The following is a 25,837-nucleotide window of genomic DNA, read 5'->3' as shown; positions in this document are numbered from 1 at the left end:
CGGCCAGATGCCCCAGCCAGGCCATCCAGACATGCTCATAGCCGCCGTCCGGCGAGGTGTCCAGCGGATTCCAGCTTTTGCTGCCTTCATGGGTCAGCCAGTCCTGAAAAAGCTCCAGTCCGTTCGGAAGAGAGGCTGAAGAGGCAGAACTATCCTGGGACATCGATGCATCGTTCATGCAGGAATTTTAATGTAACTTACATGAATATTTCAATCCATCTTCACTCACGAAAAGGGACGTTTCTGCCATTTCTGTCTCCAGTAAGGAGGGGCTTTCAAGCTGTGCCATGGAAGAGCTGTGTCTTCGAACAAAGGCCCTGCACAAGGGCCTTTGTTCTCTTGCCCCGATTCAGGGCGCCAGGCGCTCGCGCAGCCAGACGCCATCTTCCAGACGGTAGCAGAGACGGTCGTGCAGGCGGCTTTTGCGACCTTGCCAGAATTCCCAGCGATCGGGCATCAGGCGGAAACCGCCCCAATGCGGAGGACGGGGCGGATTCAGCAGGAACTGCGCACCGTACTTGGCGGCATTGGTCACCAGCACGCTGCGGCTGCTGATCACCTGGCTTTGCGGGCTGGCCCAGGCACCTATGCGGGAATCGAGCGGGCGGCTGTTGTAGTAGGCGTCGCTTTCCTCGGCACTGACCTGCTCCACGCGGCCTTCGATGCGTACCACGCGCTCCAGTTCCACCCAGTGGAACTGCAGGGCCGCAAACGGATTGCCGGCCAGTTCCCGGCCCTTGCGGCTGTCGTAGTTCGTGTACCAGACGATGCCACGCTCGTCATAGCCCTTGATCAGCACGATGCGCGTGCTGGGGCGCATGTCGCCGCCCACGGTGGCCACCGTCATGGCATTGGGCTCGGGCACCTGGGCGCGCAGGGCTTCCTGCAGCCATTGGTCGAATTGCTGCAGGGGATCGGTATGGGAGGCGGATTCGCTGAGCTCGGCGCGTTCGTAGCTTTTGCGCAGATCGGCGATGGAAGAAGATAAGCTGCTCATGTTCTGCATTGTGCCGCGCCTGCCGCTTCAGATGCCCGCATGCAAATCCGAAAGCCATGAACTCATCCCTGCCCACACCACCCTGCATCCTGATACTCGCCGCCGGCAGGGGAGAGCGCTTTCGCGCCTCGGGCGGCAGCACACACAAGCTCGACGCCCTGCTGGGCGGCCCGGGCAGCCCCACGGTACTTGAAAACATACTGGCCGGCGTGCAGGCCAGCGGCCTGCCCTGGCATCTGGAGCGGGGGCCGCATCCCGGCATGGGCGACAGCATTGCCGCGGCCGTGCGGGCCACGGCCGGCTCCGCGGGCTGGCTCATTCTTCCGGCCGATCTTCCTCTGGTACAGCCCGCCACCCTGCGCATCGTTGCCCGGGCGCTGGTGGAGGCCTCGGCGCAGCATCCCGAGGCGCTCACCGTGATCCAGCCCCGGTTCCAGGGCCGAAAAGGCCATCCGGTTGCTTTTTCCGCCGCGGCCGGGCCCGCCCTGATGCAGCTGACCGGCGACCAGGGCGCCGCCAGTGTGGTCCGCGAGGCCATGGCTGCCGGCTTGTGCACAGCGCTGCCGACATTCGACGAAGGTTGCGTGCTCGATGTCGACACGGTCGAGGCCATGGAACAGGCGCGCGCTCTCTGGGCACGGCAGCAGATACCGGGGAGGGAATGAAAAAAAGCGTGCCCCGGAGCACGCTTTCTCAGGGAAAGAGCCGGATCTCAGGCGCCGCGCTCGATCACCGCGCAGGCCACGCGCGCGCCGGAATTGCCCGTGGGCTGGGTGGTGTAGTCGTCAGGGTCGTTGTGCACGATCAGGCCGCGGCCCAGAATGCCGCTGGTGCCGCGGTCCAGGGCAATGCTGCGGCTGGTGAAGTCGATCGTGGCCGTGCCCTGGGCGTCGGCCGTCAGGCTGGGCAGATCGCCCGCGTGGTGGACGGCTCCATCGAACTTGCCATGGGCCTGCTGGCCCGGATTGAAGTGGCCGCCCGCGCTCAGGCCGTCGCCGCTGGAGCAGTCGCCTTTTTCATGGATATGGAAGCCATGCACGCTGTTGGGCGCCAGGCCCTGGACCGTGCCCTTGACCTGGACCGAGCCATCGCCGCGCGGGAAGAACTGCACCACGCCGTTGACCGAACTGCCCTTGGTCGGCTCCAGCCTTGCGATCGCCTGCACGCCCTTGCCGCCCGATGCACCAGGCGCGGCCGCCATGCCGTCGCCCGAGGCGGAGCCCGCCGGTTTCGGGGCCGAGGTCGAGCAGGCAGCAAGCGCCAGGACGGAGCCCAGCAGCAGGCCGGCAAGAAGAGGGCGCGGGCTTGCGCCGCGGGAGGATGTCAACGACGGGTTCAAACGCATGCTTGTTCCTTTCATGAACTGGTTGGTATTACACGTCCATCAAGAATCCCAAGCTTAACGGGCTTGCACGATTGATTTGCAATATCTTGTGCCAAGGCCTGCAGCTATGGAAATGCAAGTAGGCAGCGCTTGTTAGATAAGGTTTCTGGCATCTTTTAGCCTTAAATGCCCAATGCAGATTGCGCTGAAAGCTATTATTTGTGCAGCAAAAATCCTACGCCTGCCGCTGAGACTGGGGCCTGTCGGCCTGCACACCGATCGCCGGGGCATTGGCGGCGGCCGCCGCCGCCATGGTGCCGCAATGGTCGTCATAGCCCAGCAGGCGCTCCAGCGCACGGTCATTGATGCCCATGCGCATCAGCTCTTCGAAAGTGGCGCGCGCATAGTCCCGCGTCGTGCCGTAGATGCCTCGCGCCTGGGCAAAGATGCGGCGGTATTCTTCGGGCGCCAGTTCGCCGGTGTGGTGCGGGCTCTGGCGCGACAGCGTGAAGGCCAGTGCCCTGACGGGCCCCTGCGCCGTCTGGCACGGCAGCCAGCGCGGGTCGTACACCGCATTGGGCATTTCCCGCTGCCACAGCTGCTGCATGACGGACGGGCCCTGCTCGCGCGGAATGCGGAACACCATGCCCTGGCAGCTGCCGCCCGACAGAATGCCGAATACCAGCCCCGGGCATTGCGGCGTGCCGCGGTTGATGGTGCTCCACATCTTGAGCGCCCGATGCCAGCCGTAGACGCGCGCCGGGCGCCGCTCCGTGAATTCGAAATCGGGACGCCAGATCAGGGAGGCGTAGCCGAATACCCACAGGTCCTCCTGCCCGCCCCATTGCGCCATCACCTCCTGCAACATGGGTGTGGCGTCGCGATAAACGGCAGAGGACAAGGGCAGGGCAGACATAGAAACTCCATCAGGCACTGCCCGGGCCCGGCATCAGCCGCCATGCGGACAGGACAGTTCAAAGCATATGCCTTGTTCAACGCACGTTCACCTTCCCGGTGCACACGGCGGGGCGGCCGTTCACTAAAAAACAACATCTGCATCCCGATACGCAGGCTGGCCCTGGCCTCGCGGTCCGCCTCGCTCCACGCCTTGGACGGCCCAGGCCCTACAATCGCTTGTTTTTGCAGCCGGGCCGGCGTGGGAGACGCCTGCTGTTGCTGCCGCAGGACATCTGCTTCATCACTTTCGACAACCACGGAGGATTTTTCATCCATGTCTTTCAACAGCTCCGACGACGACAGCCAACAACGTTTTGCCCTGGGCTTTCTGTTTGCCCTGATCGCCCTGGTCGTTTCCACCGTGGTGGGCGTTGTCGTCTACCAGCGCGGCATCCCGCATGCGCCCAAGGCAGCCGCCGACGCCGCGGCCGGCAGTGCCACCAACGTACCCGTGGTGGTCGAGGAAGACGTGGCCACCGTGGTGGTCGAGAACGGCGTGGTCAAGTTCTACTTCGCCTCCAGCAAGTCCGAACTGGCCGAAGGCGCAAATGCTGCGCTGGCCGATGTGGTCAAGGGCGTGCAGGAAGGCAAGCGCGCCGTGATCTCCGGCTACCACGATGCCACCGGCAGCGCTGAAGCCAATGCCGAGCTGGCCAAGCAGCGCGCCCAGGCCGTGCAGGCGGCCCTGATTGCGCTGGGTGTGGCCGAAGACAGGATCGAGCTCAACAAGCCCGAACAGACGCAAGCCAGCGGCAGCAATGCCGAGGCCCGCCGCGTGGAAGTGATTCTGGCCGAGTGAAACGCAGGGGCTGGCCCTGAACAGGGCCGGCCGGAAAAGCAAAACGCCCCGGTGCCAGTCGGCATCGGGGCGTTTTTCATTGAGGCCTTATTCAGGCATTGCGCAGTGGATCGCTTCCATGGCTGCGCGAATTTTCCTGAATTAGCTCGATCTTGTAGCCATCGGGATCGGTCACGAAGGCGATCACCGTGGAGCCGCCCTTGACCGGACCGGCCTCGCGGGTCACGTTGCCACCGGCTGCCTTGATTTTTTCGCAGGCCGCGTAGGCGTCGGGAACACCCAGCGCGATATGGCCGTAGGCCGTACCCAGCTCGTAGCTGTCGGTGCCCCAGTTGTAGGTGAGCTCGATCTCGGCCTGGCCGGGATTGCCCCCATCGAACCCCAGGAACGCCAGGGAGTATTTGTACTCGGGGTTCTCGGAGGTACGCAGCAGCTGCATGCCCAGAACCTTGGTGTAGAAGTCAATAGAGCGCTGGAGGTTGCCAACGCGCAGCATCGTGTGAAGGAATCTCATGCACTTATTGTGCCGCAAGTGCCGATAGCGGTACCTCGGGAAGGGAACCACGTCCGGATGCCCATCCACAGGCACTGCGGCCGCTCCAGGCAGCCACTGGTCTTGGCTGGGTTCTCGATCCTGGCTGCGATCGGCTCGGGCAGGACCGCGACGCATGGGGCACTCCATGCGAGCACGGATTGTGTCTTGCATGAAGTCTTCTCCAAGAGCGTGCGTTAGTGCGAGAGCCGGGACAGCACGGCGCGAGTCAGCAGCTCAACCCCCAGCAGGAAATCTTCCATCTCCATGGCTTCATGGGGGTTGTGCGAACCGTTTTCGTTGCGGATGAATACCATGGCCGACGGTACGCCGGCATTGGCAAACACGGCCGCATCGTGGCCAGCGCCGCTGGCCATGCGCTCCAGCTTCATCCCTGGCGGCGCAGCTGCCTCGATGCGGCGCAGCCAGGCCGCATCCATGGTGGCCGGCTCCGTGAACAGGCGCTCATCGAATTCAAAGCGCACACCACGGGCACGCTCTATGGCCTGGCACTCTTCGCGCATGAGGGTGTAGAACCTCTCCAGTGTCTGCGTATCCTGGCTGCGCACCTCGAAGCTGAAGGCCACTTCCCCGGGAATGACGGATACAGCATGCGACTGCGCAGAGGTCGAGCAGATGCCCGTGGTCATCACCATGTCCATGCCCATCTGCAGCAGCACGCGCCAGTGTTCGTCCATGCGCGAAAGCAGCTCGGCAACCGCGAGCAGGGCGTCCTTGCGCAGCCAGCGCGGCACGGCGCCGGAGTGCCCGGTTTCGCCGATACAGCGGATCAGGTTGTGGCGGACATTGCCGCGAATTCCGGTGACCAGTGCCACGGGCCAGCCGCGATTGACCATGATCGGGCCCTGCTCGATATGCAATTCCAGATAGGCCGCGATATCGGTGAGATCAATCAGCGGCTGCGCCCGTTGGATGGCCTCGATATCGGCGCCGCAGCGCGACATGGCTTCGCTGAGCAGGCCGACCCCATCGCGGTGAGGCCGCTTCAGGGTTGCGGGAGGAAGTTTGCCCAGCAGGGACAGCGAGCCGAGGTAGGCCTTGCCGTACCAGGCGCTTTCCTCGCCGCGCAGGGCCAGCACACGCAGCGGCGGAGCATCTTCATGGCGGCCGCGCAGCGCAAGCAGCATCAGCATGCCGGCCACAATGCCCGCCAGTCCGTCGAAGTTGCCGCCTTGCGGGACCGAATCCGCATGCGAACCGATCACCAGAAAAGGGGCATTCCGCGTTTCCTCCGGCAAGCTCAGCCACAGATTGCCGGCCCGATCCCATTCATGGCGCAGACCCAGTTCTTCGGCCCGCTCCTCCAGAAGGCGCAGCGCGGCAGTCTCGCCTGCGCCATAGCTTTCACGCGTGACGCCCAGACCGTCACGGGTCGCTCCGTGGACCTCGGCCAGCAGGGACTGCGCCAGCGCAGGGATATCCACCAAGGTATTGCAGGCCATCATGCTCCGGTACCTCCATGGCGGATGGACCAGGCCACGGGTGACGCCGAGAAGTCCGCGAGCGTGGTCTTCTGTTCTGCGCCGAGCTGCCCGCTGGCCAGCAGGGCGGCGTGCAGGTGGTTCCATGTCGCCAGGGCATGCAAGGACAGGGCCTGGCCTGCCTCTGTGCCTGCCTGCGGGGCATAGAGGGCATAGTCGAGCAGCACCAGCACATCCTCGACCACCGGGCCTGCCCGGCGCAGGGCAGCAACGGTACCGGCCTTGGAACGACCATCGGTCGTCACATCGTCCACCAGCAGTACTTTGGCATCGGCCGGCAGACGGCCTTCGAGCTGGGCCGTGATATCCCATCCGACGGGGCGTTTGCGCAGATAGAGCATGGGCAGCTCCAGCCGCTCGGCCAGCCATGCGGCAAATGCGATACCCGAGCTTTCGGTGCCTACGATGGCATTGATGCCGCGATTGGCAATCACCGGCCGCACCAGGCGGGCCGCGATGTCCATGATTTCGCGGCGCAGCGCAACATCCGATATCAGGACTCGCGCATCCACGTAAACCGGGCTGGCCCAGCCCGAGGTATAGATGAACGGTTGGTGCGAGGCGATGCGTACGGCACCAAGGTCCACCAGGGCCTGGGCTACGCGCGGTGCGTCGGAATCGGAAAGAAGCATGGGCATGTCCGTGTCAAAACGGGCATGTTAAGAATGCACGCCTTCGGCAAGAAGTGTCTAAAATTCCTCGAGCCGTTCCAAAACGTGATGGCTCGAGCGGCATGTAGGCATGCCGCACACTTGATATTTCATCCAGCGCCTCCTGCCCGGAACTGCTCCCCGTCGCGTGAGCTTCCGGCTTCCCTTGCCCATGTCCGAATTCGCCTCATCGCGCAGCTTTTTGCGCCAGATCGATCTTTCCTCCCTGGATCTGTTCGTATTGATCTGCGAGTGCGGGAGCATTGCACGTGCGGGGGAGCGCGGCGGCATGGTGGCTTCTGCGGTGAGCAAGCGTGTTGCAGAGCTGGAGTCCCTGGCCCGCACACCTTTGCTGCTGCGCCATGCTCGCGGGGTACGACCCACTCCTGCAGGAGAGCTGCTGCTCGAGCATGCGCGCACGATTTTGCTGGGTGTCGAACATTTGCGCGATGACCTTGGCGAATATGCGCGCGGCATACGCGGACTGGTCCGCCTGAGCGCCAATGCCTCCGCCGTGGAGCAGTTCCTTCCCGAGGATATTGCAGTCTTCGTGAAGCGCCATCCCGATATCCGAATCGATTTGCGCCAGGCAACCAGCCGGTCTGTTGCACGCGCCGTGCGCGACCACATGGCTGATCTGGGCGTCTGCAGTCCCAGTGATGAGGTCGAAGGGCTGGAGTCCATGCCTTACCGGCGCGAGCGCATGGTGCTGATCATGCCCCGCGACCACGCTTTGGCGAGCCATCGGAACCTTGCCTATGAAGAAGCGCTGGACTATGCCCAGGTCGGGCTGCGCGACAGCAGCCTTGTTCAGGAAATGCTCGACAGGGAGGCCCGTGCCGGCCGGCGCATGCTGCGCCAGCGCATCGAGGTCGACAGCCTGAGTGCCATGTGTCGCATGATCGAATGTGGACTGGGCGTGGGCGTCATGCCCGAAGGTGCCTACCAGAGGCTGGGGGAGGCGCGAGCCCTGCATGCGGTGCCGCTGACCGATACCTGGGCCGAGCGCAGTCTCAATCTGTATGCGATCCGCTTTGCCGATCTGTCTGCACCAGCCCGGCACTTTGCCGCAGCGCTGGTGCAGGAGTGCTGATCCGGGGTGGGTCGCAAGCGCTGCCGCCCGTTTTGCCTACACCACCGGCAAGTCCATCGCGGCCGAAGGCGGCTTGGATCCGGCCCCGGTTGACTACCGCTACGGCTGCCGCAGCGGGTTGTACCAAGCCCTGCGGATCGACACCCATAGGCGGTGCCGTCGGCTTTGTGGCCCCAGAGAAGCACCGAAAGCGAACTGCCTGCAGCCGAGAAGCCCGGCATGCTCGTCGAGCATCGGGCTCAGACCGTGAGCAGCGCGGAGGGCGGACAACTGGGCCTTCAGTGCGCCGGCGTTTCGCACTTCAATGCGTCCTGGAGAAAGGGCCAAGAGCGTGCGCATGGCTCGTGCAGACAAGAGCCTTGCCACGCCCTTGCTTCTTACTTGCCCATGCCATCCTTCGACATGGAGTCTTTAGCCATCCCATCCTTGGTCATTTTGTCCATGGACGATTGACTCTCCTTGCTTGTGGTGCTCTTGCTCATTCCTTTGTCCATGCTCATGGCGTCCTTGTGCTTGGCATTCTTGTCCATGGAGGACTTTTCCATGCCCATTGGGTCCTTGCCCATGGCGTCCTTGGTCATGGCGTCGGCCGCGAAGACCGTGGGGGCGCCCAGAGCCAGACACATGGTGAGCGCGGTGGTGGTGAATACGTTTTTCATGATGGTGCTTTCTAGGTTGCGGTGGAAAAAGGCGGCATGCGCCGCGGGGGAACCGGGGAAGCCGGGTCAAGCATTTCGTCAGCTGCCGCCGAACCAGTTGTAGCCCTGGTCCTCCCAGTAGCCGCGGTTGAAGGTGTTGCTCACGAAGATGGCATGTATATGCTTGGGGTTCTTGTAGCCCAGCTTGGTGGGCATGCGCAGCTTCATCGGGAAGCCGTACTTTGGCGGTAGCGGCCGTCCATCCCAGTCGAGTGCCAGCAGCGTCTGGGGGTGCAGGGCCGTCGCCATGTCGATGCTGGTGTAGTAGTCGTCCGCGCATTGGAAGCCCACGTAGCGTGCACTCAGGTCCGCACCCACGGCGCGCAGAAAGTCGCCAAAGCGTGGGCCGCCCCATTTGCCGATGGCGCTCCAGCCTTCCACGCAGATGTGGCGCGTGACTTGCGTGTACTGCGGCAGTGCGCGCAGCTCTTGCAGCCTCCAGCGGCGCTTGTCGGACACGAGACCCGTGACTTCCAGAAGAAAGCTTGTCGCATCGACGTGCGGCACCTTGTCTTCGCCGTAGAAGGCGTTGAATGGAAAGGGCCGGGTGATCATGGAGTCGGGGTAGGTGGGTGCCAGGCGTGAGGAGCTGAACAGCCAGCCCTGTACCTGATCGTTGAAGCGGGAGATCCTCATCAGCGCCGCTTCGGCAGTCGCGCTGTCGTCGATGCGGCAGCCGCTCAGCAGCCCCAGGCCGCCCAGCGTAAGGCCGCGTGCCAGAAACCGCCGGCGCGAGGTCAGCGGCAGTTGCTTGGCGAGCAGGCTGCGGGCCTCGGCAACCACGGCCTCGGCGTTCTCCCGCTGCCAGATGGAGGTACTCATGACGTGGTCTCCTTGGCGGTTGAGCGCAGGGTGGTGCGCCCCAGCAGCATGACGAGCAGCGAGCGCGGCACGAGTACGACCATGAGAAGGTGTATCGCAACAAAGCAGACGATGGCCGCCATGCAATAGAAATGGATGTGCCGGGCCATGTCGTAGCCACCCAGAAGCTCGCGCAGCAGCGGGAACTGCACCGATTTCCAGGTCACCAGGCCGCTTGCCACCAGCAGCATCAGGTCCGCCACGGCAAACAGATAGGCAGCACGCTGCACCTGGTTGTAATGGCGTATGTCCGCATGCGACAGGCGGGCCGTCAGCGCGAGCCAGGCGTCGCGCAGCACACCGCGTGCCGTGACGGGAAGCATGCGGCGCGCAAACCTGCCGGTGACCAGGTTGAGCGCCAGGTAGGCCAGCCCGTTAAGCACCAGCAGCCACATGCCGGCGAAGTGCCATTGCAGCGCTCCGCCCAGCCAGCCGCCCAGCCAGCCGCCCAGCGTGATGCTGCCGGGAAAGGCGAAGTCGAAAATCGGCGAGGCGTTGTAGATGCGCCAGCCGCTCATCACCATGACCACAGTGGCCACGGCATTGAGCCAGTGGGTGATGCGCAGCCACAGCGGTTGCGGCGGGGCGCTACGTTTCGAGGGTGGATGGTCAAGGGATGGCATGGGCGCATTGTTCGGCGCGTCTGGTCCCCAAATCCTCACCGAAAGTTCAAAAAAACGTGATACCTCGGCCTGCCTCGCTGCGGGAGAATGTTCCGATGGACACCCCGAAACGCATCCTGATCGTCGAGGACGATGACAACATTGCCGAGCTGTTGCGCATGCACCTTAGCGACGAGGGCTATGACGTCGAGCATGTTGCCGACGGGCGGCTGGGCCTGGCCGCGGTGGAGCGCGGCGGCTGGCATGCGCTGGTGCTGGACCTGATGCTGCCAGGAGTGGATGGTCTGGAGATTTGCCGGCGTGCACGCGCCATGACTTTTTATGTCCCCATCATCATCACCAGTGCCCGCTCCAGCGAGGTGCATCGCATTCTGGGCCTGGAACTGGGAGCCGACGACTACCTGGCCAAGCCTTTTTCCGTGATGGAGCTGGTGGCGCGGGTGCGCGCGCTTTTGCGGCGCAGCGAGGCGCTGGCCCGCAATGCCAGGCTGGAGGCCGGCGTGCTCTCGCTGGGCGGACTCAGCATCGATCCGATTGCGCGCGAAGCCCGGGTGGATGGCCAGCCCATTGAACTGACGCCGCGCGAGTTCGATCTGCTGTATTTCTTTGCCCGCCAGCCCGGCAAGGTGTTTTCGCGGCTGGATCTGCTCAATCAGGTCTGGGGCTACCGGCACGACGGCTATGAGCACACGGTGAATACGCATATCAACCGGCTGCGCACCAAGATCGAGAGAAACCCGGCCGACCCCAAGCGCATTCTCACCGTATGGGGCCGAGGCTACAAACTTGCGGAGGATGCACTGTGATGTTGCAGCGACTCTCGCTTTCGCAGCGGCTGTCGGCCGTATTCGTGGCGTTGCTGCTGGCTTGCTGCGCGGCTTCGGTGGCGCTGCAGCTGCGCGGCAGCGAAAAGCACGAGCAGGAGGTCATCCAGCGGCTCTCGCAAGACCTGGCTCCGCAGATTGCACGCTACCCGGAGCTGATAGAGCCGCAGGGCCTGAACCCTTCGGCCGTACATGGGCTGTTCGACAAGCTCATGGCCGTGAATCCAAGTGTCGAGGTCTACCTGCTGGATGAGCGCGGACGCATCCAGTCCTATTCAGCGCCGGAGGGGGCGGTCAAGCGCTCGCAAGTGAACCTGGCGCCGGTGCGCCAGTTGCTGAGCGGCGGCGCACTGCCTGTCTTCGGGGACGATCCACGCAGTCCCGATGGCAAGAAGGTCTTCAGCGTCGCGCCGCTGAAAGCCGCAGGCCGCGATGCGGGCTATGTCTACGTGATTCTTCAAGGTGAGAATCGCGAATCCCTGGCCTCTCACGTGAACACGGGCAGTGCGGCGAACACCATGCTGAGATCCATGGCTCTGGTCGCGCTGCTCGGCATGGTGGCGGGGCTGGCGGCGTTTCGCCTCATCACCCGGCCATTGCGCACGCTGACGCAAGCCGTGCGCGGCCTGGAAACCCACGGCATGTCCTGGCTGCCGCAGGCCCGGCCGCTGCTGCGGCAGGCCGCGCGAGGAGGCAGCGAGATTGAACTGCTGAGCCAGAGTTTCGAGCGGCTTGCGCAACGCACACAGGAGCAGTGGCAGGCACTTCGCAACCAGGACCAGCAGCGGCGCGAGCTCTTTGCCAACCTGTCACATGATCTGCGCACGCCGCTGACTTCGCTGCATGGCTATCTGGAGACCTTGCGCATGAAGTCCGAAGTGCTGGAGCCGCAGGAGCAGTGCCGTTATCTCGACATCGCACTGGAGCAAAGCTGCAAGGTCGGTCGTCTGGCCCAGGAAATGTTCGAGCTTGCCCGGCTGGAGTACGGTGTGGTCAAGCCGGAGATGGAGCAGTTTTTTCTTGCCGACCTGTTGCAGGACGTGTTCCAGAAGTTCGAGCTTGCGGTGGAGGCCAAGAAACAGCGTCTGATGGCAGACATTGCTCCGGGGCTGCCTCCAGTCACGGCCGATCTGGCCATGATCGAGCGCGTGCTGGTCAATCTGATCGACAACGCGATACGGGCTACCGCCGAGGGCGGAGCGATCACTGTGCAGTTGCAGCCCCATGGACAGGGCGGTACCGAGGTCATGGTGAGGGACACCGGTCCAGGCGTCTCTTCTGCATTGCAGGCGTATCTGTTCGAGCGCCCTGTATTTACGGGGACCGTAGGGCAGGACGCACGCTCGGGGGGCTTTGGGCTCATGATTGTGCATCGCATCCTGCAGCTGCACAAAAGCACGATCCAGCTGATGTCTCAGCCCGGCGCAGGGGCGGTGTTCCGGTTTGTGCTTCGCTGAGCCGCCATTGCTCTTGGCCTTTGTCCGGGAGATGATTCAGGCCTCTTCGACTGAAGAGGTTTGCCCGGAAAGGCCAACCCACGGTTTCAACTGCCGCGGTGTGAACAGGGATGATTGCTGGGCTGCCTCGCATGCATCTTGCACGCGGCTTGACGTATTTGTCGCTCAACGCTTGACAATCCTTGACCTTGAGCCTTAACGACAGGCGTGAAACACGCTGTAACATTCTGCCGCATGCGGCATGTCGCATCGGCCAGCACCGGATTCCAGACAAGGCTGCACGTACGCTCCAGCTTCTTCGAAGCGGCAAATGGTTGCTGTGCCACCGTCGCTTGTTCCCATGTACCAGCCTGTTTATGCCCGCAACCCTGCTTGAATGGTCTGTGCCCGCAGCAATCCTCTTGTGCGCTATTGGACTCTGTGCCGCACACTTCGTTGGTTTCAGAACCCTCCAGTGGGGAGCCGCGCTTGGCTGCCTGAGCATTGGGTACGCCATCATGCTGGTGCAGGCCAGCGAATTTTCCCCCTACAAACAGGCCGTCGAGGATGCCTTCATTCTGTGCGGCGTCATGTTGGCATGCCGCGCGCTGCAGAGCCGTCGCTGCAGGCAGACCTCTCTGTACGTTGATATTGCGGTTCTGCTGGCTTCAACAGCGATGGTAATCGTCTCGGTGGTCCTGTTTGCCAGTGCCAAACTGGAATCGTTCTTCGTCCAGGCCTTTTGCGCATTGGTGATCTGGCGAGCCACGCTCTCCTTCTCAAGACGGATTGCAACTGCGTCCGACAAGGTGCTTACCGTCGCATTTCTCTTCATCGCGTTAGTGCTGACTGGTCAATGCATCTTGTATATCGCTGCTCCGACACCTGATCTGGCATTGGGAGAATGGAGACTTTCCGTCTGGGGGACTTTGATCCAATACACGGGACTGCTCGGAAGCATTGTCCTGACCTTTGCAGTCTTCATAGCCACGAGTTACGACGCCATAGAGAAATATCGTCACCAGGCACATACCGATGCATTGACGGGCCTGCTGAACCGGCAGGGTCTTGATAGTCGACTCGACTCTGTTTTCAGGCCTGCCTTTCCAGAGGCTGCGACGCCGACGGGAGTGATCATGGCCGACATCGACAATTTCAAACGCATTAACGATATCTTCGGCCACGCGTTTGGCGACATGGTACTGGCGCGATTTGGCTCTCTTCTGCGGCAGGAAGCAGACCCGCAAGCATGCGCTGCCAGGATGGGGGGAGAAGAATTTCTGTTGCTGTTGCCCGGCGCAGACCTGGAAAGCGCTACTGCCGTCGCCGAGGAGATCCGTGCAAGTTTCGTATCTCTGCGCTGGGCCCCGCACGCTCCCGATGCACGTTTCACGGCCAGCATGGGCGTGACCGTGGTCGAAGCAGATGAACCTTTCGCCAGCGCGCTCAAGCGCGCGGACGATTTGCTCTACGCAGCAAAGCGACGCGGGCGCAATTGTACGGTTTGGAATGTCTAGGGTGTGGCGCGCCAGGGTCTTGTGTTTCGGGCGGATTCAGGCGCAAACAGCCGCGGTGCAAAGATGAGCCAGGATGCGATTCACAGGGGAAATAGAACCATAACGTTTCCTGTGCGATCTCAGCCACGGTGGCGCCACAACGTCACGGCTTCTGGAATCCGCGTCAACTGGCCCACTGGAATGACTCCGTCAATGCGATGCTGGTAGAGCACGGGGCAGGCGCCACCCACCCATAGCTGGATCGACTGCGGCAGCTGATGGCGCAAAGCTCGCAGATTGTCTTGCACAAAGCGTGCCGAGTTCACGTTACTGAAACTCAGCGCGATGACGTCTGCACGATGAGCGAGTGCTGCATCTGTCAACTCTTCCAAAGGCGTCTGCGTACCCAGCGACACACACTCACAACCTTCAAGCGTCAGCAAGGCCTCGACCATGAGCAGACCAAGACCGTGCTGTTCTTGCGGCAATGTGGTCAGAAGCACTTTGGGGTACTGCGCATTCGATAGAGGAGTGAGCGAAGTGATCGTCTCTCGAAGCAAAGAGCTGACCACCTCGGTGTAGAAGTGCTCTTCGAAGACCTTGAAACGCCCTTGCGCCCAGGCTTCGCCGACCGCTTCGCTCAACGGGGCGACCAGCTCGGTGACAAACGGTGCGACCCCCATCCGCATCTGCGCATGGGCCAGCGCATGGCGAAGTGCCAGGGCCGAATGCTCGCCAATCAGGTCCAGAAGGGCAGAAACCGTGGAATCCGTCTGCACAAAACCATTTTTTGTCTTGGACAGACTCGGTGCAACGGTGTAACCGCTTTCAGCGAGCAATTGCGCCAGGTCGGTGGCACTGAGGCCCACGACCTTGCCAGGTCGCATGCCGGCATCGAGCAGGCGCCGGATCTGCTTCAACTGCAAGACCTGGCTGGAGTCGTACACCCGGTCCCCTGTGGAATCACGGGAGGGCCGTGGAAAGCCATAGCGTTTTTCCCAGATCCGCAGCGTGTCCTTTGCGATACCCGTCTCCCGCTCGACTGCAGCAATCCGCAGCATTGGGGAGGCATCTCGCAGCGTCTGGCTGCAGTCAAAGGTAGCTTGAATAGGCATAGGCAATTCAGGGGATAGCGAAAATTGTCTAGGACAAAAAATGATTTGTCCAGTACATTGATTGTTACAAAGTTTGACAACCTGTCTGCGCTCCGTGCCCGTTGTCCCTCGATGGCTCGGCAGGCTATCTCGCCATCTTGTGCTTCCACAGCTTGCGCAATTTCAGATGCGCGGCGCAATGCAGATGCCTCACGCAAAGCGCCAGCCGGCGCGTCGATGGCTTGTCAATTTTTTCAACCGACCGGATGAATTGCCTTCTTCCTCGCAGACCATATTTCCAAATGTCAATAAAAAACAAGCTGCTATTGTCTTTTGGGTTTCTTATGCTGATTCTTTTCGGACTATCTGGAATGGCCGTGCGCACCATCGCATCCACCCAGGAGAGTTTCGAGCACTTTGTCTCCAATGATTTTCGGCGCGCTGGCTTAGCGCGCGAAGTACAGGCCGCGGCCGATGCTCGCGCGGTTGCCGCCCGCAATCTGCTGCTGGTGTCTGAAGATACCGACATTGCTGTGGAGAAAAATGCCGTAGCGCAAGCACACGAACGTATGCAGGAGCGCTTGGGCCAGCTACGTGCGCTGCTGCAAGCCCCGGATGTTTCCGCTGAGGAGCGCAAGCTGTTTGAGTCCCTGGAGCAGATCGAAGCCCGCTATGGCGTGGTGGCCCAGGCTATCGTCGAGTTGACCTTGCAAGGTCAGCGCGAAGCTGCCATTCACAAGCTGACTTATGAATGCAGGCCTTTGCTGGCCGAATTGATGCGCAAGACCAGCGCCTATGTGGCATATATCCGTGGCTTGGGCGAGTCGAATGTGGAAGCTGCGGCGCGGATGTATGCGGCCGAAAAGACATTTTTGCTGTCCGCGTGCGGCCTGGCCCTCGCGATTGCTGCTGTCCTTGCCTGGCGCATCACCCACGGCCTGATGCGTGCGTTGGGCGCCGATCCTTCGGAACTGCGCGCGGTGGCCAGGCGCGTTGCGGCAGGCGAACTGAGCGAAATAGTGCTCGATGAGAAGGTACACCAAAGCAGTGTATTGGCTTCTTTGGCGGACATGCAGGTGGCACTGGCGCGGATCGTGCGCAGAGTGCGCTCCTCGGCAGAAACTATTGCAGCAAGCTCGGCTCAAATTGATTCAAGCAATACTGATCTTGCACAGCGCACCGAGCAGCAGGCTACCCGGCTACAGCACAGTTCGTCGACCATGGAGCAATTGCACGGCACTGTAGTGCAGAACGCCGAACATGCTCACCAGGCCACCGCTCTTGCGTCTACCGCGAGCCAGTCCGCAGAACATGGAGGCCAGGTGGTACGCGAAGTAGTGCAGACCATGGAGGACATTGCTGCGAGTTCGCGCCGCATCGAGAACATCATTGGAGTGATTGACGGGATTGCTTTCCAGACAAACCTCTTGGCTCTGAATGCTGCAGTGGAGGCTGCACGCGCGGGCGAACAAGGGCGCGGGTTCAGCGTGGTCGCCTCGGAAGTGCGCGTGCTTGCGCAGCGCAGCGCAGAAGCTGCAAAGGAGATCAAGCAGTTGATTGACGCCAGCATGTCCAAGGTAACCCAAGGTGTGACGCATGTTCAGGACGCTGGCGTAACCATGGAACAACTGGTGCACGAGGTCAAAAGCGTAGCAGGCTTGATCGCCGAAATCAGTGGGGCTTCGCGAGCACAGACGCAAGGGATTGGTGAAGTGACGGCCTCGGTTTCAGAGCTTGATATTGCGACCCAGCAGAACGCTTCTCTGGTGGAGGAAATGGCCGGCGCATCGAGTAGCCTGCGGGACCAGGCCAAGCAGCTAATGGCCGCCGTTTCGTTGTTCAATGTGAACCAGACTGCCATTCCAGGAGATAGTGGCGAGCTTCCGAACATGCAGTACAGGTCGATGCCGACATCAACTGCGGCAAAGGCTTTCGCTGCGCCAGGAGCGGTGTGATTCCTGTCAGCCCCATCAAACCGCTGTGGCGCAAAGCGTGCGTGCCCTGGGAATGGCCGCCAGCATCTGGCGCACGCCCTCCGCATACGGCGTCTTGCGGATCGGCCCGATCAGCTGCTGCAATGCCGAGTCGTCCATGATGAGCGGCTCGGTCATCAGGTAGTTCATCTCGACCATCTCGCGCATGAAGGGATTGAACAGGCCGATCAGGCGCAGCATCGTCTTGCCCGCGACGCGCAGTTGGAGCTTGTGGCCGGTCTGGCGCTCCATCTCCGCGACCAGTTCGCGCTGGGTTATGGCGCCGGCACCGGCAAGGTGCCAGATCCTGCCGAACGCGGCAGGCGTATCGACCAGCCGTGCCACTACCGGCCCCACGTCCGGCACGAAGACGAACTCATGGGGCCGATTGAGCGGGCCCACCATGTCGGCCGTGCCGCCGTTCACCGCCGCCAGCGCGGCGCGGTGCAGCAGGCTGGCCTCCACGCCGGGGCCGTAGAAGTCCGGCAGGCGCAGCACCGTGGCGCGGATGCGGCCGTCGGCGTGGGCCTGCATCAGCAAGTCCTCCTGCGCCTTGCGCATGCGGCCCTTGAAGGTGTGCGGCTCGCGGGGATGGTCTTCGCGCACCGGGTTCGACTGGGCCCGGCCGTAGGGATACACCGTGCCGATCAGGATCAGGTGCTTGACCCCGGCGGCTACCGCGCCCTCCAGCGTCTTGCGCATTAACTCGGGGTGCAGCTCGAACTGCCAGTAGTTCACGCCCACCATGTAGACCAGCGTGTCCACGCCCTCGGCGGCGGTGCGCACCGAAGCGGGTGATTCCGGATTCCAGGTGACGACCTCGGCCAGCGGATCGGTAGCGAAAGCCTTGCGCAGGCTTGATTCACTGCGGCCCACGACGCGGTAGGGACGGCCCTTGGCACCGAGCGCGGCGGCGATGCTATGACCGATGACGCCGGCGGCGCCGAACAATGCGACTTTGGACATGGTGATTTTTCCTTTCTGAAGAAGAGGTTCAGCGGGGCAGTGAGACCACCCGTCCGACGACTGCTTGCAGATAGCCGTCCAACAGTGGCCGGACCGGCACATGCAGCCATGCCTCCAGCGCCAGGGCGGTGAGCGCCGCGACCGCAGCGCCCAGAAGCGGGGCCTGGGCCGGTGCCCCGTAGCGGGGACGGGGCGATGGCGGCGGCTTGGTTCATCAAAGACTCCTGGACATGGGGTGGTTGGGCTGCGAATGGCTGCAGTGTGCGCAGGAGCAGGTAAAAAGAAAATTGCCTAGAATTCGCTAGCAGCTATAGAAATTTGCATACCATGGCCAATAACGAACCGAACTGGGAGTGGTACCGGAGCTTTCTCCAGGTGCTGGAGACTGGCTCGCTGTCAGCCGCGGGCCGGGCGCTGGGCCTGACGCAGCCGACCGTGGGCCGGCACATCGACAGCCTGGAGGCGGCGCTGGGGCTCAAGCTCTTCACCCGCTCCTTCGACGGCTTCGCGCCTACGGACGCCGCCGAGGAGCTGAGGCCCTATGCAGCCGGCATCGCCGCCACGGCCGCGGCCCTGCGCCGGGCGGCCAGCGGCCATGGGTCAGGCGTTCGCGGCACGGTGCGGCTGACGGCCAGCGAGGTCATTGGCGTCGAGGTCCTGCCGCCCATCCTCGCGGCGCTGCACGGCGAACATCCGGAACTGGTCATCGAGCTGGTGCTGTCCAACCGGGCCGACGATCTGCTGCACCGCGAGGCGGACATCGCGGTACGCATGTTCCAGCCGGTGCAGGAGGCGCTGGTGGTCCAGCGCATCGGCGGTATCGAGCTGGGCCTGCACGCCCACCAGCGCTACCTGGCGGCCCGCGGCATGCCCAAGTCGATGGAGGCCTTGTCCCGCCACGTGGTCATCGGCTTTGACCACGAGAATGCCTACATTCGCAGCCTTCGAGAGAAGATTCCTGCCTTCTCGCGGGATCGCTTCGCATTCCGGGCCGACAGCGACCTGGCGCAGCTGGCGGCAATCCGCGCAGGCATCGGCATCGGCATCTGCCAGTCGGCACTGGCCGCCCGGGACAAGCAACTGGTGCGGGTGCTGCGCAGCCAGTTTTCGCTGACGATGGACACTTGGATCGCCATGCACGAAGACCTGCGGTCCAGCGCGCGCTGCGCGGTGACTTTCGCGGCACTGGCGGCGGGCTTGGCGGCATACATCAGCGCTGATTCGCCTCGAAATGCCGTGTAAGAGCCTGCTATGGTGCTGAAGTGGGGCAGATACGCGGGTAAGGTGCTCTGAACATCATTAGAAAGCCGCAGGGTATGCGGCTGGATGCTTTGGTAGTCCTGGGAGAAGTACTCTCAGTTTAGGAGCGACAGTTATTAAACATAATATACAAACCTCCTTGGGCTGCAGCCGTGCCAATGGCCCCTGCGGCGAGGGCGGTACCTATGAGAAATTTGCGCACCATGCGCGATTTGCAGGCGCTTTCTCGTTCGCCCTCTAGGGCTGCAATCACCATCCATTTTTGAGCGTCTTCACCTAATTCTTCTGCCAGTGCGCCGGCAATCGAAGGGCTCAAATTGCCTCTCTGCTTTGCAGAATTGAGGGCATTTCTCGAAAGATTTAAGCGTTTCGCCCAGCCTCCTGCTGAGTCCTTGTCTAGGGCTCTTTGCAGTAGTTCCATGGTCGTTTGCATCTTTTCTCCTTGTTTGTTGCGTACTCGCTACGTGTACATGCTAATACTTAGTTTGTACATGTGACGAGTACATGCTAAGTTTCGGGCCGTCTGTACATGTCAAGTGTACGTTTTAGGAGCGGCCATGCCTCAAAACACTTCCCCTAGTTACGTCCCCGGCGCCGATGAGGGCACCGCCGAAGGCTTGGCCGCTCCAGGCCGTGCTGGTGCCGGGGGCACCAACAGTAGCGTGAGTGTTCTTGCCATCGTCGGCGAGTTGGGCTTGCTGCTTTTCATGTTGCTGGGTTGCCTTCTGATTCTGGGGGTCAACTGCTATTTCCTTGGTCTGGTGTTGCGGGCGCTGCTTGTACGTCTGTTTGGGTGGGGTCTGTGATGGCACTCATTCCTTCTCATGCTCCAGCTGCTGGTCGCAATGAGGGCCAATGGCTTTCCATTGCTGACTTCCTGGCCCGTCAAAACCTGCGCGCAGTGCTGCAGCAAAGGGCGCGTAGCGCCGCCGCGCCAGCTTTAGCTGGCGGGAGCGGCGCGGCAGCGCTCAAAACCCTCCCCGTTGGTAATCACGGGGAGATCGTTGCCAAGGAGCGGAGCGTATGACCCGTCCCGTTTTGGTCATGGACGGTAATGAAGTCAAGCTCCGCCTGCAGGCTGAGCGTCGTCACTCCGGTGGCCTCGTGCACGTGGACTGGCTCCGCTTTACTTGCGAGCTGCGCTATGCACCTGTGCCCCAGATGGAAGTGCTGTTCCCTTCTCCGGTCGCAGATACGCTGGAGAACCCGCGCAGCATCGCTGAGGTGGAGCATGCCAACTATCGGCGCGCCAAGATGTTCCGCATCCTGCGCGATATGCCTGATGTGGATTTTGCGGCCAGCGCCCAGGCCCACGCCCTGGCGCAAAAGGTCTGCAAGTGCCTCGGCCCTGAGTTCAGCATTGAGCCTGAGCTGAAAAAGGGTCATGACTTCTATCGCTTCCGCTGGTCGATCATCCGCAACGATGCCGAGGTCGCCTGGGTCGGCTTCCTGGCCTCGGGCGACAGTCCACGCCAGCAAGCCCAGGCCAAGACCATCCACGCCAACATCTACGGCTCGGCCTGCACTTTCGCCCGTGGCGACTGGCGCCATCGCATGGCGAACCTGATTGAAGAGGTCGAAGGCAAGCTGACTCGAATCGACTACGCCCTCGACTTCTTCGACGGCATCCGGGGTGGCCTGGAGCGAATCCGTGATGACTGGCATGCAGGTCTCATGGACGTGAACGGGCGCAGGCCCAAAGCCAATACGGTCGGCCCCTGGGTCGATGGCGGTCGCGGTCGTTCTTTCTACTTCGGCAGCAAGGAAGCCGGCAAGCAAACCAATGTCTACGAAAAAGGCGTGCAGCTCTTTGGCGAGCTGGATGCCACCAATTGGGAGCGCGTGGAGCTGCGCTACGGCAACAAGCTGCGTGATCTTCCGGTAGATATGCTTCGCCGCCCTGAGGATTTCTTCGCGGGTGCCTCTGACTGGCACCAAAAGATGCTTGCCGAACACGGCGAATACAACGAAGGCGAGGGTGTCAAGGTACGCCCCAAGCAAGCCATTGAAAGCGTCCGCGCCGAAGTTACGCGCGCCGTGCGCTGGCTCACAAATACCGCAGGTGCAAGCGTTGCGCTCGCATTCGAATTTCTGGGCGCTGATGAGTTCATGGAAATCGTCACCGGCCGTAAAAAGCCCGGTCGTCTTTCAAAGTTCTCCAACGAAGAAATACGCGCTGCATGTGCAGCGCTGAACCCCCAAGTTTTTCAACCCAAAGTCCGGTCTATCGGACTGCCAGCCTAAAGGAGCGGCTCCACCATGAAGATGAAAAGCGATGCACTGCTGTTCGGTATCGAATCCAGCAAGGGCGATTTTGAAGGCACCAAGTACGACTCGACTAAGTTCCACCTATCGGTCGACCTGGGCCAAAAGGGCAATGGCGAAACCATCGGCATCGTCACGCGCCCGTTCAAGTTCGGCGACAGCACCGAACTGCTGAAGTGGAAGCACCTCGGCCAGTACATGAGCGCTGGCAAGCCTGTGCCGGTTGAGTGTGAATTCGATGTTGTCGCGAGCGCTGACGGCGTGAAGCTGACCCTCTTGGGCATCAAACCTGCCACGCAGGCCAGCGGCAAGGCCGCTGCAGCTCAAGCCTGATATGCCGCGCTACGTCATCCAGTCGGCCGCAACTGGCCGCTTTCTAACGGCGGACCCTGAGGGCGGTGAGCCCATGTGGGTCTCTCTGCTTCAACAGGCGGGCGGCGGCGTGACGGATGACCGTGAGCGCGTTGCCCAGCTTATGGCCGATTACTGCGAGCCCGAGGACTTCCCGCAAGTCGTGGACCTAGACCGGCTCGGCACTGCCAACGATTACACGTGAAGGAGAAATGAAATGGACGCGTTTTGCTGTGAGGGTTGCGGTATCCCGCTGACTCAAGACATGTTGGTCGATGCGGATGGCATTGAGGAAATGGAGGAGCACGAAGCTTCGAATATGCCCGGGGCTTGTCCTGAGTGCGGACAGATTCAGTGGGATACGTGGTGAGAGTGTTCTGCAAGCCTCGCGTGCGGGGCTTGCGGGTCCGCTCTTGGGCCTATCAATCGAAAAGGAAATTCCTATGTTCAAGAAAATCGCTTCCCGCATCGCTGCTGCATCCGCTGTCCTGGCCGTCACGGCCGGCCAGGCCATGGCCGAACTGCCCACTGAAGTGAGCGGCGCTGTCACTACCTACAAGACTGACGCGACTTCCGCTATTGGTATGGTGATGGGTGCCGGTGTGGTCATCTGGGGTCTGAAGAAGCTCGGCCAGAAGATGGGCTGGCTGTAATCAGCGAGGGGGCTGGTATGTCCGATACGCAAACCATCGTCGTGCAGGTCACGCCGGCCCCGCCGAATCCGGAAACCCTGGCTGATCTGTCCGATCTCGCAATGCTTTTTTTCGTGGCCTGCGCCGCGATTTTTTGCCTGCGGCGGCTGCTCGGCCTGTTCTCAACTGATTCACATCGTGATTAATGCCAAGCTCTATCGAAATCTTATTCGCGCTGGGGTTGTCGCTGCTGCTTTGGGTCACGTGGCATTGAGCCACGCTGGATATACGCAGCTCTCTGCGCCTGTCGGTTGGAGCCCCGGCGTGGGTGCTGCTGCGACGTATAGCGTTTCAAAGTCTGCGGCTGAAGTTGCTATAGCAGAGTTGGGGCGCATCAATGCCAATGCTGCTCTTTCGGTTAATGGCAAAACGGTATCTATACCTGCGAAGTTGCCTTTGGCTAGAGAGGCTGTGAAAAAAGTGGCAGCTGTTGCAATCTTTACGCATCCAGCTTTGCGTACTGCCGCAGCTGTTGCGACGTGGCTTGGCGCTGCCAATCTCGCATACGATGTGGCAAAGGGATGGACGCAGCAGCAGCCGGCCGAGGTCGGCTCGTGGTATATCAATGGCAAAGGGCCGTACGGAAGTGCGGAGGCTGCTTGTCGTGCATATATTACGGAGTCGTCTTACACCCCTGGGCGCATGATTTTCGATCACGTCCAAGCTGTTAATAGCGATACCTACAACTGCTATCAAAAAGATACGTATTCGCCTAATGCGCCTCCATCTGTTGTAAGTCGTCAAGCTACTCGAGGGGGTACTGATCTTCGCTGTCCTGATAAGTGGTCTTTGAGCGGTAGTACTTGTGTTAGTCCAGCCTTGGATCAGCCTAAGTTTGTTGAGATCCTGCAGCCTGATCCGCGCGTCGATGTTGATGATTTGCCTAACGTTGTGTGGCCTGCATCTTGGCCGGTGAAGCTGCCTGAAGTTCAGCCTACATTCATACCAACTGGGAACCCTGTTCCTAACCCTAAATACAATCCTAATCAGGCTCCTAGTACGACAAATCAGCCATATACGCAGCCGGGCGTGAATGTTGTCCCTGCGCCTACGGCGTCGAATCCTTGGCAAGTGGATGTGCAGCCTGTTAATCGGCCAGTTCCGGGCCCTGAAGCTAAGCCGGAACCGACACCGAACGTTAATCCAGATGGTAGTGCGAAGCCAGATCCTGGCGATCAGCAGCGCGAACCGAAAGATGAGGATAAGCAGGACCTGTGCGAAAAGCATCCTGACATCCTTGCCTGTCAAAAGGTCGATACCGATGTGCCCGACGACAAGATACCGAAGGCGCAAAAGAGCATTACCTTTGCGCCGGAAAACGCTTTCGGCGGTGGCTCCTGTCCGGCTGATCAATACGCGACTGTAGGTGGTCAGCAGCTCAAGGTCGTTGATTGGTCGCGCGATTGTCAATACATCGTCGCCAACGTGCGGCCTTTGGCTTTTGCGATCACTGCTTTGATTGTTGCGGGCATCTTGGTGGGGGCGCTCAAGCCATGAAAGTTGCAGCTTTCCTCATGTCGCTGGTGGAGCCGCTTTTCGCCCGGCTACTCGCTGCGCTGGGCTTCTCGGTGGTCTCCATCGTCGGCGTCACGGCGTCCATTGACGCTATCAAGACCCAGTTGGTCAATAGCGTCAATTCGCTGCCTGCGGACATGCTCAATCTCTTCTTGCTGGCCGGTGGCGGTTACTGCCTGGGCATGATCTTGGGTGCGATAGCCTTTCGCGTCACGCTCTGGCAAATACAGAGCGCTACAAAAGTCCTTGGAGTGAACCCAGGATGATTACCGTAATTACCGGCACGCCCGGCGCGGGCAAGACCCTCTACACGATTGAAAAATTGCTGCTGCCCCAGGTCGGAAAAACCATCAAGGGCAGGGACGAGGAGGGCAACGAGATTGAGCATCCGCGCACCATCTATACCAACATCAATGGCCTGCAGATTGACCATGAGCTGATTGACGGCGGTGATGTAGAGGGCCTGCGCGATTGGCACAAATGGGCAAAGCCCGGCGCTCTCATCGTGTTTGACGAAGTGCAGAAAGTCTGGCCGCCGCGGCCGAATGGCGCCAAGATTCCTGAGGACGTGCAGGCCCTGGACACGCACCGCCACATGGGCGTTGACTTCATCCTTATCACCCAGAACGTCCTTAATGTCGATCGCCATATTCACGCCCTTGGTGGCCGGCATTTGCACGTGCGTCGCGTGGCAAACATGCCGCTGGCCACGGTGTACGAATGGGATCATGTCAGCCGTGGCTTGCTGTATTCCAAGGCCATGACAAAGTCGCCCTGGAAGTACAGCCGCAAGGTGTTCAAGCTCTACAAGTCAAGCGAGTTGCACACAAAGCAGCCGCGCAAGATACCGGGCCTCGTGTGGTTCATCCTGGCCGGTTTTGCGAGTGTGGCCTACCTTGCTCCGACCACGTTGGAACGGATCGGCGGCCGTATCAGTGGTAAGCAACCCGAGGCAGTTGCGCAAGCGGAAAAGGGCGCTGCGGCGGGGTCTGCTGCAGCCCCTGCAGCTCTCTCTGTGCAGCCTGCCGTAGCGCCTGCAGCAGCTCCTGTCAGCGTGGCCGTGGACGAGCGCGTTGCCTTCATCCCGGCGATATCTGACCGGCCCTGGACGGCGCCTGCATATGACCAGCTGCGTGTCGTGGTGCGTATGCCCACGATCGACGGAGCTATCTGCAATGCAAAGCAGGGCTGTATCTGCCTCAACGAGGGTGAGCGTCTGGACGTATCCAGCGAGGCCTGCAGCGAGTGGCTCAAGGGTGCCAAATTCAACCCCTATAAGCTGCCGCCTAAGACGCCACCGGCGCCTGTGCCTGAGGCGAGGGGCAAGGCGCAGGATGACGAACCGGCACAAGCGTCATTGCCGCTGCCTGAGCCAAAAAAAACGGCGTCCAATGAAGTGACGCTGCATGACGTCACTCGTGCCGCGCGGACTGGACGCTTAAACGAGCTGGGCCAGCTTTAGGCTTGCGGTGTTAGTTCTGTCTCATGGCCTAGCATGTCAACCAAGTAGGCGGCGCCTTGCTCGTCCTGTACCTGCACTGCACGATATCCGAGGAGTTTTGCGGCTCGTGCCGTGAACAGCTGTACATCCCACGATGCATCGGCTGCGTCTTCGGCCGCGATGTTGTCCAGGTCATAGACTGACTTGGATTCTTCGATTAGCGCTTCGGCATCGTCTGTGTTGATGTCCAGGCGTGCGGCCAGCTCTGTAACCAAGCCGTCTAGCTTTGCCGCATCATTGTGGTAGAACAGCTGGCCCGCTTCGATCACGTCTGCATCTGCCAGATCAAGGCTGTACACCACTGCGGCGGAAGCGGTCATCGTGTATACGCTGTTCGAGAAGAAGAGGAATTCGCCAAAACGGCCATCGGTGGTTATCTTCTCAATCTTGGTGGGGCTGGTGTGGAAGAGTTGCATTGTTGATCCTGT

Annotated in this window: 30 protein-coding genes; 17 read left to right on the top strand and 13 right to left on the bottom strand. The window is 61.3% G+C overall.

Annotated features, from left to right (window positions below; translation table 11 throughout):
• Window positions 1-349: 349 nt before the first annotated feature.
• Window positions 350-997, bottom strand: a complete 648-nt coding sequence (gene pdxH / locus Cte04_RS13185) for a pyridoxamine 5'-phosphate oxidase (protein WP_066478757.1) — start codon at window positions 995-997, stop codon at window positions 350-352.
• Between the two features lie 56 nt (window positions 998-1,053).
• Between pdxH and Cte04_RS13180 the strand changes: the two genes are divergently transcribed.
• Complete coding sequence (locus Cte04_RS13180; protein WP_066478258.1) at window positions 1,054-1,662, top strand: nucleotidyltransferase family protein; 609 nt, start codon at window positions 1,054-1,056, stop codon at window positions 1,660-1,662.
• A gap of 47 nt (window positions 1,663-1,709) precedes the next feature.
• Here Cte04_RS13180 and Cte04_RS13175 read toward each other — a convergent pair whose 3' ends face one another.
• Together Cte04_RS13175 and Cte04_RS13170 are read right to left on the bottom strand one after the other, a co-directional pair.
• Window positions 1,710-2,342 (bottom strand): superoxide dismutase family protein, encoded by a 633-nt coding sequence (locus Cte04_RS13175; RefSeq protein ID WP_066478255.1) that lies wholly within the window; start codon window positions 2,340-2,342, stop codon window positions 1,710-1,712.
• 214 nt (window positions 2,343-2,556) lie between these two features.
• On the bottom strand, window positions 2,557-3,237 hold the full coding sequence (locus Cte04_RS13170; protein ID WP_174522926.1) for a gamma-glutamylcyclotransferase: 681 nt from the start codon (window positions 3,235-3,237) through the stop codon (window positions 2,557-2,559).
• Window positions 3,238-3,552: 315 nt separating this feature from the next.
• Here Cte04_RS13170 and Cte04_RS13165 point away from each other — a divergent pair, with 315 nt between their 5' ends.
• Window positions 3,553-4,077: an OmpA family protein gene (locus Cte04_RS13165; RefSeq protein ID WP_066478251.1), complete on the top strand. Its 525-nt coding sequence runs from the start codon at window positions 3,553-3,555 to the stop codon at window positions 4,075-4,077.
• 91 nt (window positions 4,078-4,168) lie between these two features.
• On the opposite strand, the gene gloA is transcribed toward Cte04_RS13165, so the two are convergent.
• The 3 genes from gloA to Cte04_RS13150 form a co-directional block, all read right to left on the bottom strand.
• Window positions 4,169-4,591 carry a lactoylglutathione lyase gene (gene gloA, locus Cte04_RS13160; RefSeq protein WP_066478248.1) on the bottom strand — a complete coding sequence of 141 codons (423 nt, stop codon included), beginning with the start codon at window positions 4,589-4,591 and terminating at the stop codon, window positions 4,169-4,171.
• Between the two features lie 215 nt (window positions 4,592-4,806).
• Window positions 4,807-6,075 (bottom strand): hydantoinase/carbamoylase family amidase, encoded by a 1,269-nt coding sequence (locus tag Cte04_RS13155; protein ID WP_066478245.1) that lies wholly within the window; start codon window positions 6,073-6,075, stop codon window positions 4,807-4,809.
• Window positions 6,072-6,743, bottom strand: coding sequence for an orotate phosphoribosyltransferase (locus tag Cte04_RS13150; RefSeq protein WP_066478752.1), 672 nt, complete (start codon window positions 6,741-6,743; stop codon window positions 6,072-6,074). Before Cte04_RS13150 ends, Cte04_RS13155 begins: the two co-directional genes overlap by 4 nt.
• A 190-nt stretch (window positions 6,744-6,933) precedes the next feature.
• On the opposite strand from Cte04_RS13150, the gene Cte04_RS13145 reads away from it, so the two are divergent.
• Window positions 6,934-7,854, top strand: coding sequence for a LysR family transcriptional regulator (locus Cte04_RS13145; protein WP_066478242.1), 921 nt, complete (start codon window positions 6,934-6,936; stop codon window positions 7,852-7,854).
• Window positions 7,855-8,231: 377 nt separating this feature from the next.
• Here Cte04_RS13145 and Cte04_RS13140 read toward each other — a convergent pair whose 3' ends face one another.
• The 3 genes from Cte04_RS13140 to Cte04_RS13130 all read right to left on the bottom strand — a co-directional run bounded on the left by Cte04_RS13140 (window position 8,232) and on the right by Cte04_RS13130 (window position 10,036).
• Complete coding sequence (locus Cte04_RS13140) at window positions 8,232-8,513, bottom strand: hypothetical protein (RefSeq protein ID WP_066478240.1); 282 nt, start codon at window positions 8,511-8,513, stop codon at window positions 8,232-8,234.
• Between the two features lie 78 nt (window positions 8,514-8,591).
• A complete protein-coding gene (locus Cte04_RS13135) occupies window positions 8,592-9,374 on the bottom strand; it encodes a molybdopterin-dependent oxidoreductase (protein ID WP_066478238.1) in 783 nt (260 codons plus the stop codon).
• A complete protein-coding gene (locus tag Cte04_RS13130) occupies window positions 9,371-10,036 on the bottom strand; it encodes a cytochrome b/b6 domain-containing protein (protein WP_066478236.1) in 666 nt (221 codons plus the stop codon). The genes Cte04_RS13135 and Cte04_RS13130 overlap by 4 nt, the downstream gene beginning before the upstream one ends.
• 95 nt (window positions 10,037-10,131) lie before the next feature.
• Between Cte04_RS13130 and Cte04_RS13125 the strand changes: the two genes are divergently transcribed.
• From Cte04_RS13125 to Cte04_RS13115, 3 genes are all read left to right on the top strand, one after another.
• A complete protein-coding gene (locus Cte04_RS13125) occupies window positions 10,132-10,842 on the top strand; it encodes a winged helix-turn-helix domain-containing protein (protein WP_066478234.1) in 711 nt (236 codons plus the stop codon).
• Window positions 10,842-12,317 (top strand): sensor histidine kinase, encoded by a 1,476-nt coding sequence (locus Cte04_RS13120; RefSeq protein ID WP_174522930.1) that lies wholly within the window; start codon window positions 10,842-10,844, stop codon window positions 12,315-12,317. Before Cte04_RS13125 ends, Cte04_RS13120 begins: the two co-directional genes overlap by 1 nt.
• A 188-nt stretch (window positions 12,318-12,505) precedes the next feature.
• A complete protein-coding gene (locus tag Cte04_RS13115) occupies window positions 12,506-13,813 on the top strand; it encodes a GGDEF domain-containing protein (protein WP_245633368.1) in 1,308 nt (435 codons plus the stop codon).
• Between the two features lie 119 nt (window positions 13,814-13,932).
• Here the strand turns inward: Cte04_RS13115 and Cte04_RS13110 are convergent, their stop codons facing one another.
• Window positions 13,933-14,907: a MerR family transcriptional regulator gene (locus Cte04_RS13110; RefSeq protein ID WP_066478229.1), complete on the bottom strand. Its 975-nt coding sequence runs from the start codon at window positions 14,905-14,907 to the stop codon at window positions 13,933-13,935.
• 281 nt (window positions 14,908-15,188) lie between these two features.
• Between Cte04_RS13110 and Cte04_RS13105 the strand changes: the two genes are divergently transcribed.
• On the top strand, window positions 15,189-16,841 hold the full coding sequence (locus Cte04_RS13105; RefSeq protein WP_066478227.1) for a methyl-accepting chemotaxis protein: 1,653 nt from the start codon (window positions 15,189-15,191) through the stop codon (window positions 16,839-16,841).
• A gap of 15 nt (window positions 16,842-16,856) precedes the next feature.
• On the opposite strand, the gene Cte04_RS13100 is transcribed toward Cte04_RS13105, so the two are convergent.
• The gene (locus Cte04_RS13100) at window positions 16,857-17,825 is read right to left on the bottom strand and encodes an NAD-dependent epimerase/dehydratase family protein (RefSeq protein WP_066478224.1); all 969 of its coding nucleotides are present in this window, start codon (window positions 17,823-17,825) and stop codon (window positions 16,857-16,859) included.
• A 327-nt stretch (window positions 17,826-18,152) separates the two neighbouring features.
• Here Cte04_RS13100 and Cte04_RS13095 point away from each other — a divergent pair, with 327 nt between their 5' ends.
• The gene (locus tag Cte04_RS13095) at window positions 18,153-19,067 is read left to right on the top strand and encodes a LysR family transcriptional regulator (RefSeq protein ID WP_066478746.1); all 915 of its coding nucleotides are present in this window, start codon (window positions 18,153-18,155) and stop codon (window positions 19,065-19,067) included.
• Window positions 19,068-19,185: 118 nt separating this feature from the next.
• On the opposite strand, the gene Cte04_RS13090 is transcribed toward Cte04_RS13095, so the two are convergent.
• A complete protein-coding gene (locus Cte04_RS13090) occupies window positions 19,186-19,518 on the bottom strand; it encodes a hypothetical protein (protein ID WP_217997579.1) in 333 nt (110 codons plus the stop codon).
• A 124-nt stretch (window positions 19,519-19,642) separates the two neighbouring features.
• On the opposite strand from Cte04_RS13090, the gene Cte04_RS13085 reads away from it, so the two are divergent.
• From Cte04_RS13085 to Cte04_RS13045, 9 genes are all read left to right on the top strand, one after another.
• On the top strand, window positions 19,643-19,891 hold the full coding sequence (locus tag Cte04_RS13085) for a hypothetical protein (RefSeq protein ID WP_066478222.1): 249 nt from the start codon (window positions 19,643-19,645) through the stop codon (window positions 19,889-19,891).
• Between the two features lie 217 nt (window positions 19,892-20,108).
• Entirely contained in the window at window positions 20,109-21,329 is a 1,221-nt protein-coding gene (locus Cte04_RS13080; protein WP_066478220.1) for a replication initiation factor domain-containing protein, read from the top strand.
• Window positions 21,330-21,344: 15 nt separating this feature from the next.
• On the top strand, window positions 21,345-21,683 hold the full coding sequence (locus Cte04_RS13075) for a hypothetical protein (protein ID WP_066478218.1): 339 nt from the start codon (window positions 21,345-21,347) through the stop codon (window positions 21,681-21,683).
• A 1-nt stretch (window position 21,684) separates the two neighbouring features.
• Window positions 21,685-21,906, top strand: coding sequence for a hypothetical protein (locus Cte04_RS13070; RefSeq protein WP_066478214.1), 222 nt, complete (start codon window positions 21,685-21,687; stop codon window positions 21,904-21,906).
• Window positions 21,907-22,144: 238 nt separating this feature from the next.
• Window positions 22,145-22,354 (top strand): major capsid protein, encoded by a 210-nt coding sequence (locus Cte04_RS13065; RefSeq protein ID WP_066478212.1) that lies wholly within the window; start codon window positions 22,145-22,147, stop codon window positions 22,352-22,354.
• Between the two features lie 17 nt (window positions 22,355-22,371).
• Window positions 22,372-22,539 carry a hypothetical protein gene (locus Cte04_RS13060; protein ID WP_157081992.1) on the top strand — a complete coding sequence of 56 codons (168 nt, stop codon included), beginning with the start codon at window positions 22,372-22,374 and terminating at the stop codon, window positions 22,537-22,539.
• Window positions 22,532-23,890, top strand: coding sequence for an IgG-binding virulence factor TspB family protein (locus Cte04_RS13055; RefSeq protein ID WP_157081990.1), 1,359 nt, complete (start codon window positions 22,532-22,534; stop codon window positions 23,888-23,890). The genes Cte04_RS13060 and Cte04_RS13055 overlap by 8 nt, the downstream gene beginning before the upstream one ends.
• On the top strand, window positions 23,887-24,174 hold the full coding sequence (locus Cte04_RS13050) for a DUF2523 domain-containing protein (RefSeq protein WP_066478206.1): 288 nt from the start codon (window positions 23,887-23,889) through the stop codon (window positions 24,172-24,174). The genes Cte04_RS13055 and Cte04_RS13050 overlap by 4 nt, the downstream gene beginning before the upstream one ends.
• Complete coding sequence (locus Cte04_RS13045) at window positions 24,171-25,370, top strand: zonular occludens toxin domain-containing protein (RefSeq protein ID WP_066478203.1); 1,200 nt, start codon at window positions 24,171-24,173, stop codon at window positions 25,368-25,370. Before Cte04_RS13050 ends, Cte04_RS13045 begins: the two co-directional genes overlap by 4 nt.
• On the opposite strand, the gene Cte04_RS13040 is transcribed toward Cte04_RS13045, so the two are convergent.
• Window positions 25,367-25,825, bottom strand: a complete 459-nt coding sequence (locus Cte04_RS13040) for an AcrIF11 family anti-CRISPR ADP-ribosyltransferase (protein ID WP_066478200.1) — start codon at window positions 25,823-25,825, stop codon at window positions 25,367-25,369. The two genes, Cte04_RS13045 and Cte04_RS13040, sit on opposite strands and share 4 nt — an antisense overlap.
• Window positions 25,826-25,837 lie beyond the last annotated feature (12 nt).

The sequence above is a fragment of the Comamonas terrae genome (assembly GCF_001544075.1).
Taxonomy (GTDB): domain Bacteria; phylum Pseudomonadota; class Gammaproteobacteria; order Burkholderiales; family Burkholderiaceae_C; genus Comamonas; species Comamonas terrae.
Note: the sequence above shows the minus strand (reverse complement) of the source record. Positions and strands in the feature narration are given on the sequence as shown.

Bases quoted from the DNA above. Each gene is read 5' to 3' on its own strand.
- Cte04_RS13090 (WP_217997579.1), bottom strand. From the start codon at position 19,518: ATGCAAACGACCATGGAACTACTGCAAAGAGCCCTAGACAAGGACTCA.
- Cte04_RS13120 (WP_174522930.1), top strand. From the start codon at position 10,842: ATGTTGCAGCGACTCTCGCTTTCGCAGCGGCTGTCGGCCGTATTCGTG.
- Cte04_RS13075 (WP_066478218.1), top strand. From the start codon at position 21,345: ATGAAGATGAAAAGCGATGCACTGCTGTTCGGTATCGAATCCAGCAAG.
- Cte04_RS13125 (WP_066478234.1), top strand. From the start codon at position 10,132: ATGGACACCCCGAAACGCATCCTGATCGTCGAGGACGATGACAACATT.
- Cte04_RS13170 (WP_174522926.1), bottom strand. From the start codon at position 3,237: ATGTCTGCCCTGCCCTTGTCCTCTGCCGTTTATCGCGACGCCACACCC.
- Cte04_RS13040 (WP_066478200.1), bottom strand. From the start codon at position 25,825: ATGCAACTCTTCCACACCAGCCCCACCAAGATTGAGAAGATAACCACC.
- Cte04_RS13085 (WP_066478222.1), top strand. From the start codon at position 19,643: ATGCCTCAAAACACTTCCCCTAGTTACGTCCCCGGCGCCGATGAGGGC.
- Cte04_RS13155 (WP_066478245.1), bottom strand. From the start codon at position 6,075: ATGATGGCCTGCAATACCTTGGTGGATATCCCTGCGCTGGCGCAGTCC.
- Cte04_RS13165 (WP_066478251.1), top strand. From the start codon at position 3,553: ATGTCTTTCAACAGCTCCGACGACGACAGCCAACAACGTTTTGCCCTG.
- Cte04_RS13095 (WP_066478746.1), top strand. From the start codon at position 18,153: ATGGCCAATAACGAACCGAACTGGGAGTGGTACCGGAGCTTTCTCCAG.
- Cte04_RS13060 (WP_157081992.1), top strand. From the start codon at position 22,372: ATGTCCGATACGCAAACCATCGTCGTGCAGGTCACGCCGGCCCCGCCG.
- Cte04_RS13070 (WP_066478214.1), top strand. From the start codon at position 21,685: ATGCCGCGCTACGTCATCCAGTCGGCCGCAACTGGCCGCTTTCTAACG.
- Cte04_RS13180 (WP_066478258.1), top strand. From the start codon at position 1,054: ATGAACTCATCCCTGCCCACACCACCCTGCATCCTGATACTCGCCGCC.
- pdxH (WP_066478757.1), bottom strand. From the start codon at position 997: ATGAGCAGCTTATCTTCTTCCATCGCCGATCTGCGCAAAAGCTACGAA.
- Cte04_RS13105 (WP_066478227.1), top strand. From the start codon at position 15,189: ATGTCAATAAAAAACAAGCTGCTATTGTCTTTTGGGTTTCTTATGCTG.
- Cte04_RS13150 (WP_066478752.1), bottom strand. From the start codon at position 6,743: ATGCTTCTTTCCGATTCCGACGCACCGCGCGTAGCCCAGGCCCTGGTG.
- Cte04_RS13175 (WP_066478255.1), bottom strand. From the start codon at position 2,342: ATGCGTTTGAACCCGTCGTTGACATCCTCCCGCGGCGCAAGCCCGCGC.
- Cte04_RS13065 (WP_066478212.1), top strand. From the start codon at position 22,145: ATGTTCAAGAAAATCGCTTCCCGCATCGCTGCTGCATCCGCTGTCCTG.
- Cte04_RS13140 (WP_066478240.1), bottom strand. From the start codon at position 8,513: ATGAAAAACGTATTCACCACCACCGCGCTCACCATGTGTCTGGCTCTG.
- Cte04_RS13110 (WP_066478229.1), bottom strand. From the start codon at position 14,907: ATGCCTATTCAAGCTACCTTTGACTGCAGCCAGACGCTGCGAGATGCC.
- Cte04_RS13050 (WP_066478206.1), top strand. From the start codon at position 23,887: ATGAAAGTTGCAGCTTTCCTCATGTCGCTGGTGGAGCCGCTTTTCGCC.
- Cte04_RS13100 (WP_066478224.1), bottom strand. From the start codon at position 17,825: ATGTCCAAAGTCGCATTGTTCGGCGCCGCCGGCGTCATCGGTCATAGC.
- Cte04_RS13045 (WP_066478203.1), top strand. From the start codon at position 24,171: ATGATTACCGTAATTACCGGCACGCCCGGCGCGGGCAAGACCCTCTAC.
- Cte04_RS13080 (WP_066478220.1), top strand. From the start codon at position 20,109: ATGACCCGTCCCGTTTTGGTCATGGACGGTAATGAAGTCAAGCTCCGC.
- Cte04_RS13145 (WP_066478242.1), top strand. From the start codon at position 6,934: ATGTCCGAATTCGCCTCATCGCGCAGCTTTTTGCGCCAGATCGATCTT.
- gloA (WP_066478248.1), bottom strand. From the start codon at position 4,591: ATGAGATTCCTTCACACGATGCTGCGCGTTGGCAACCTCCAGCGCTCT.
- Cte04_RS13135 (WP_066478238.1), bottom strand. From the start codon at position 9,374: ATGAGTACCTCCATCTGGCAGCGGGAGAACGCCGAGGCCGTGGTTGCC.
- Cte04_RS13130 (WP_066478236.1), bottom strand. From the start codon at position 10,036: ATGCCATCCCTTGACCATCCACCCTCGAAACGTAGCGCCCCGCCGCAA.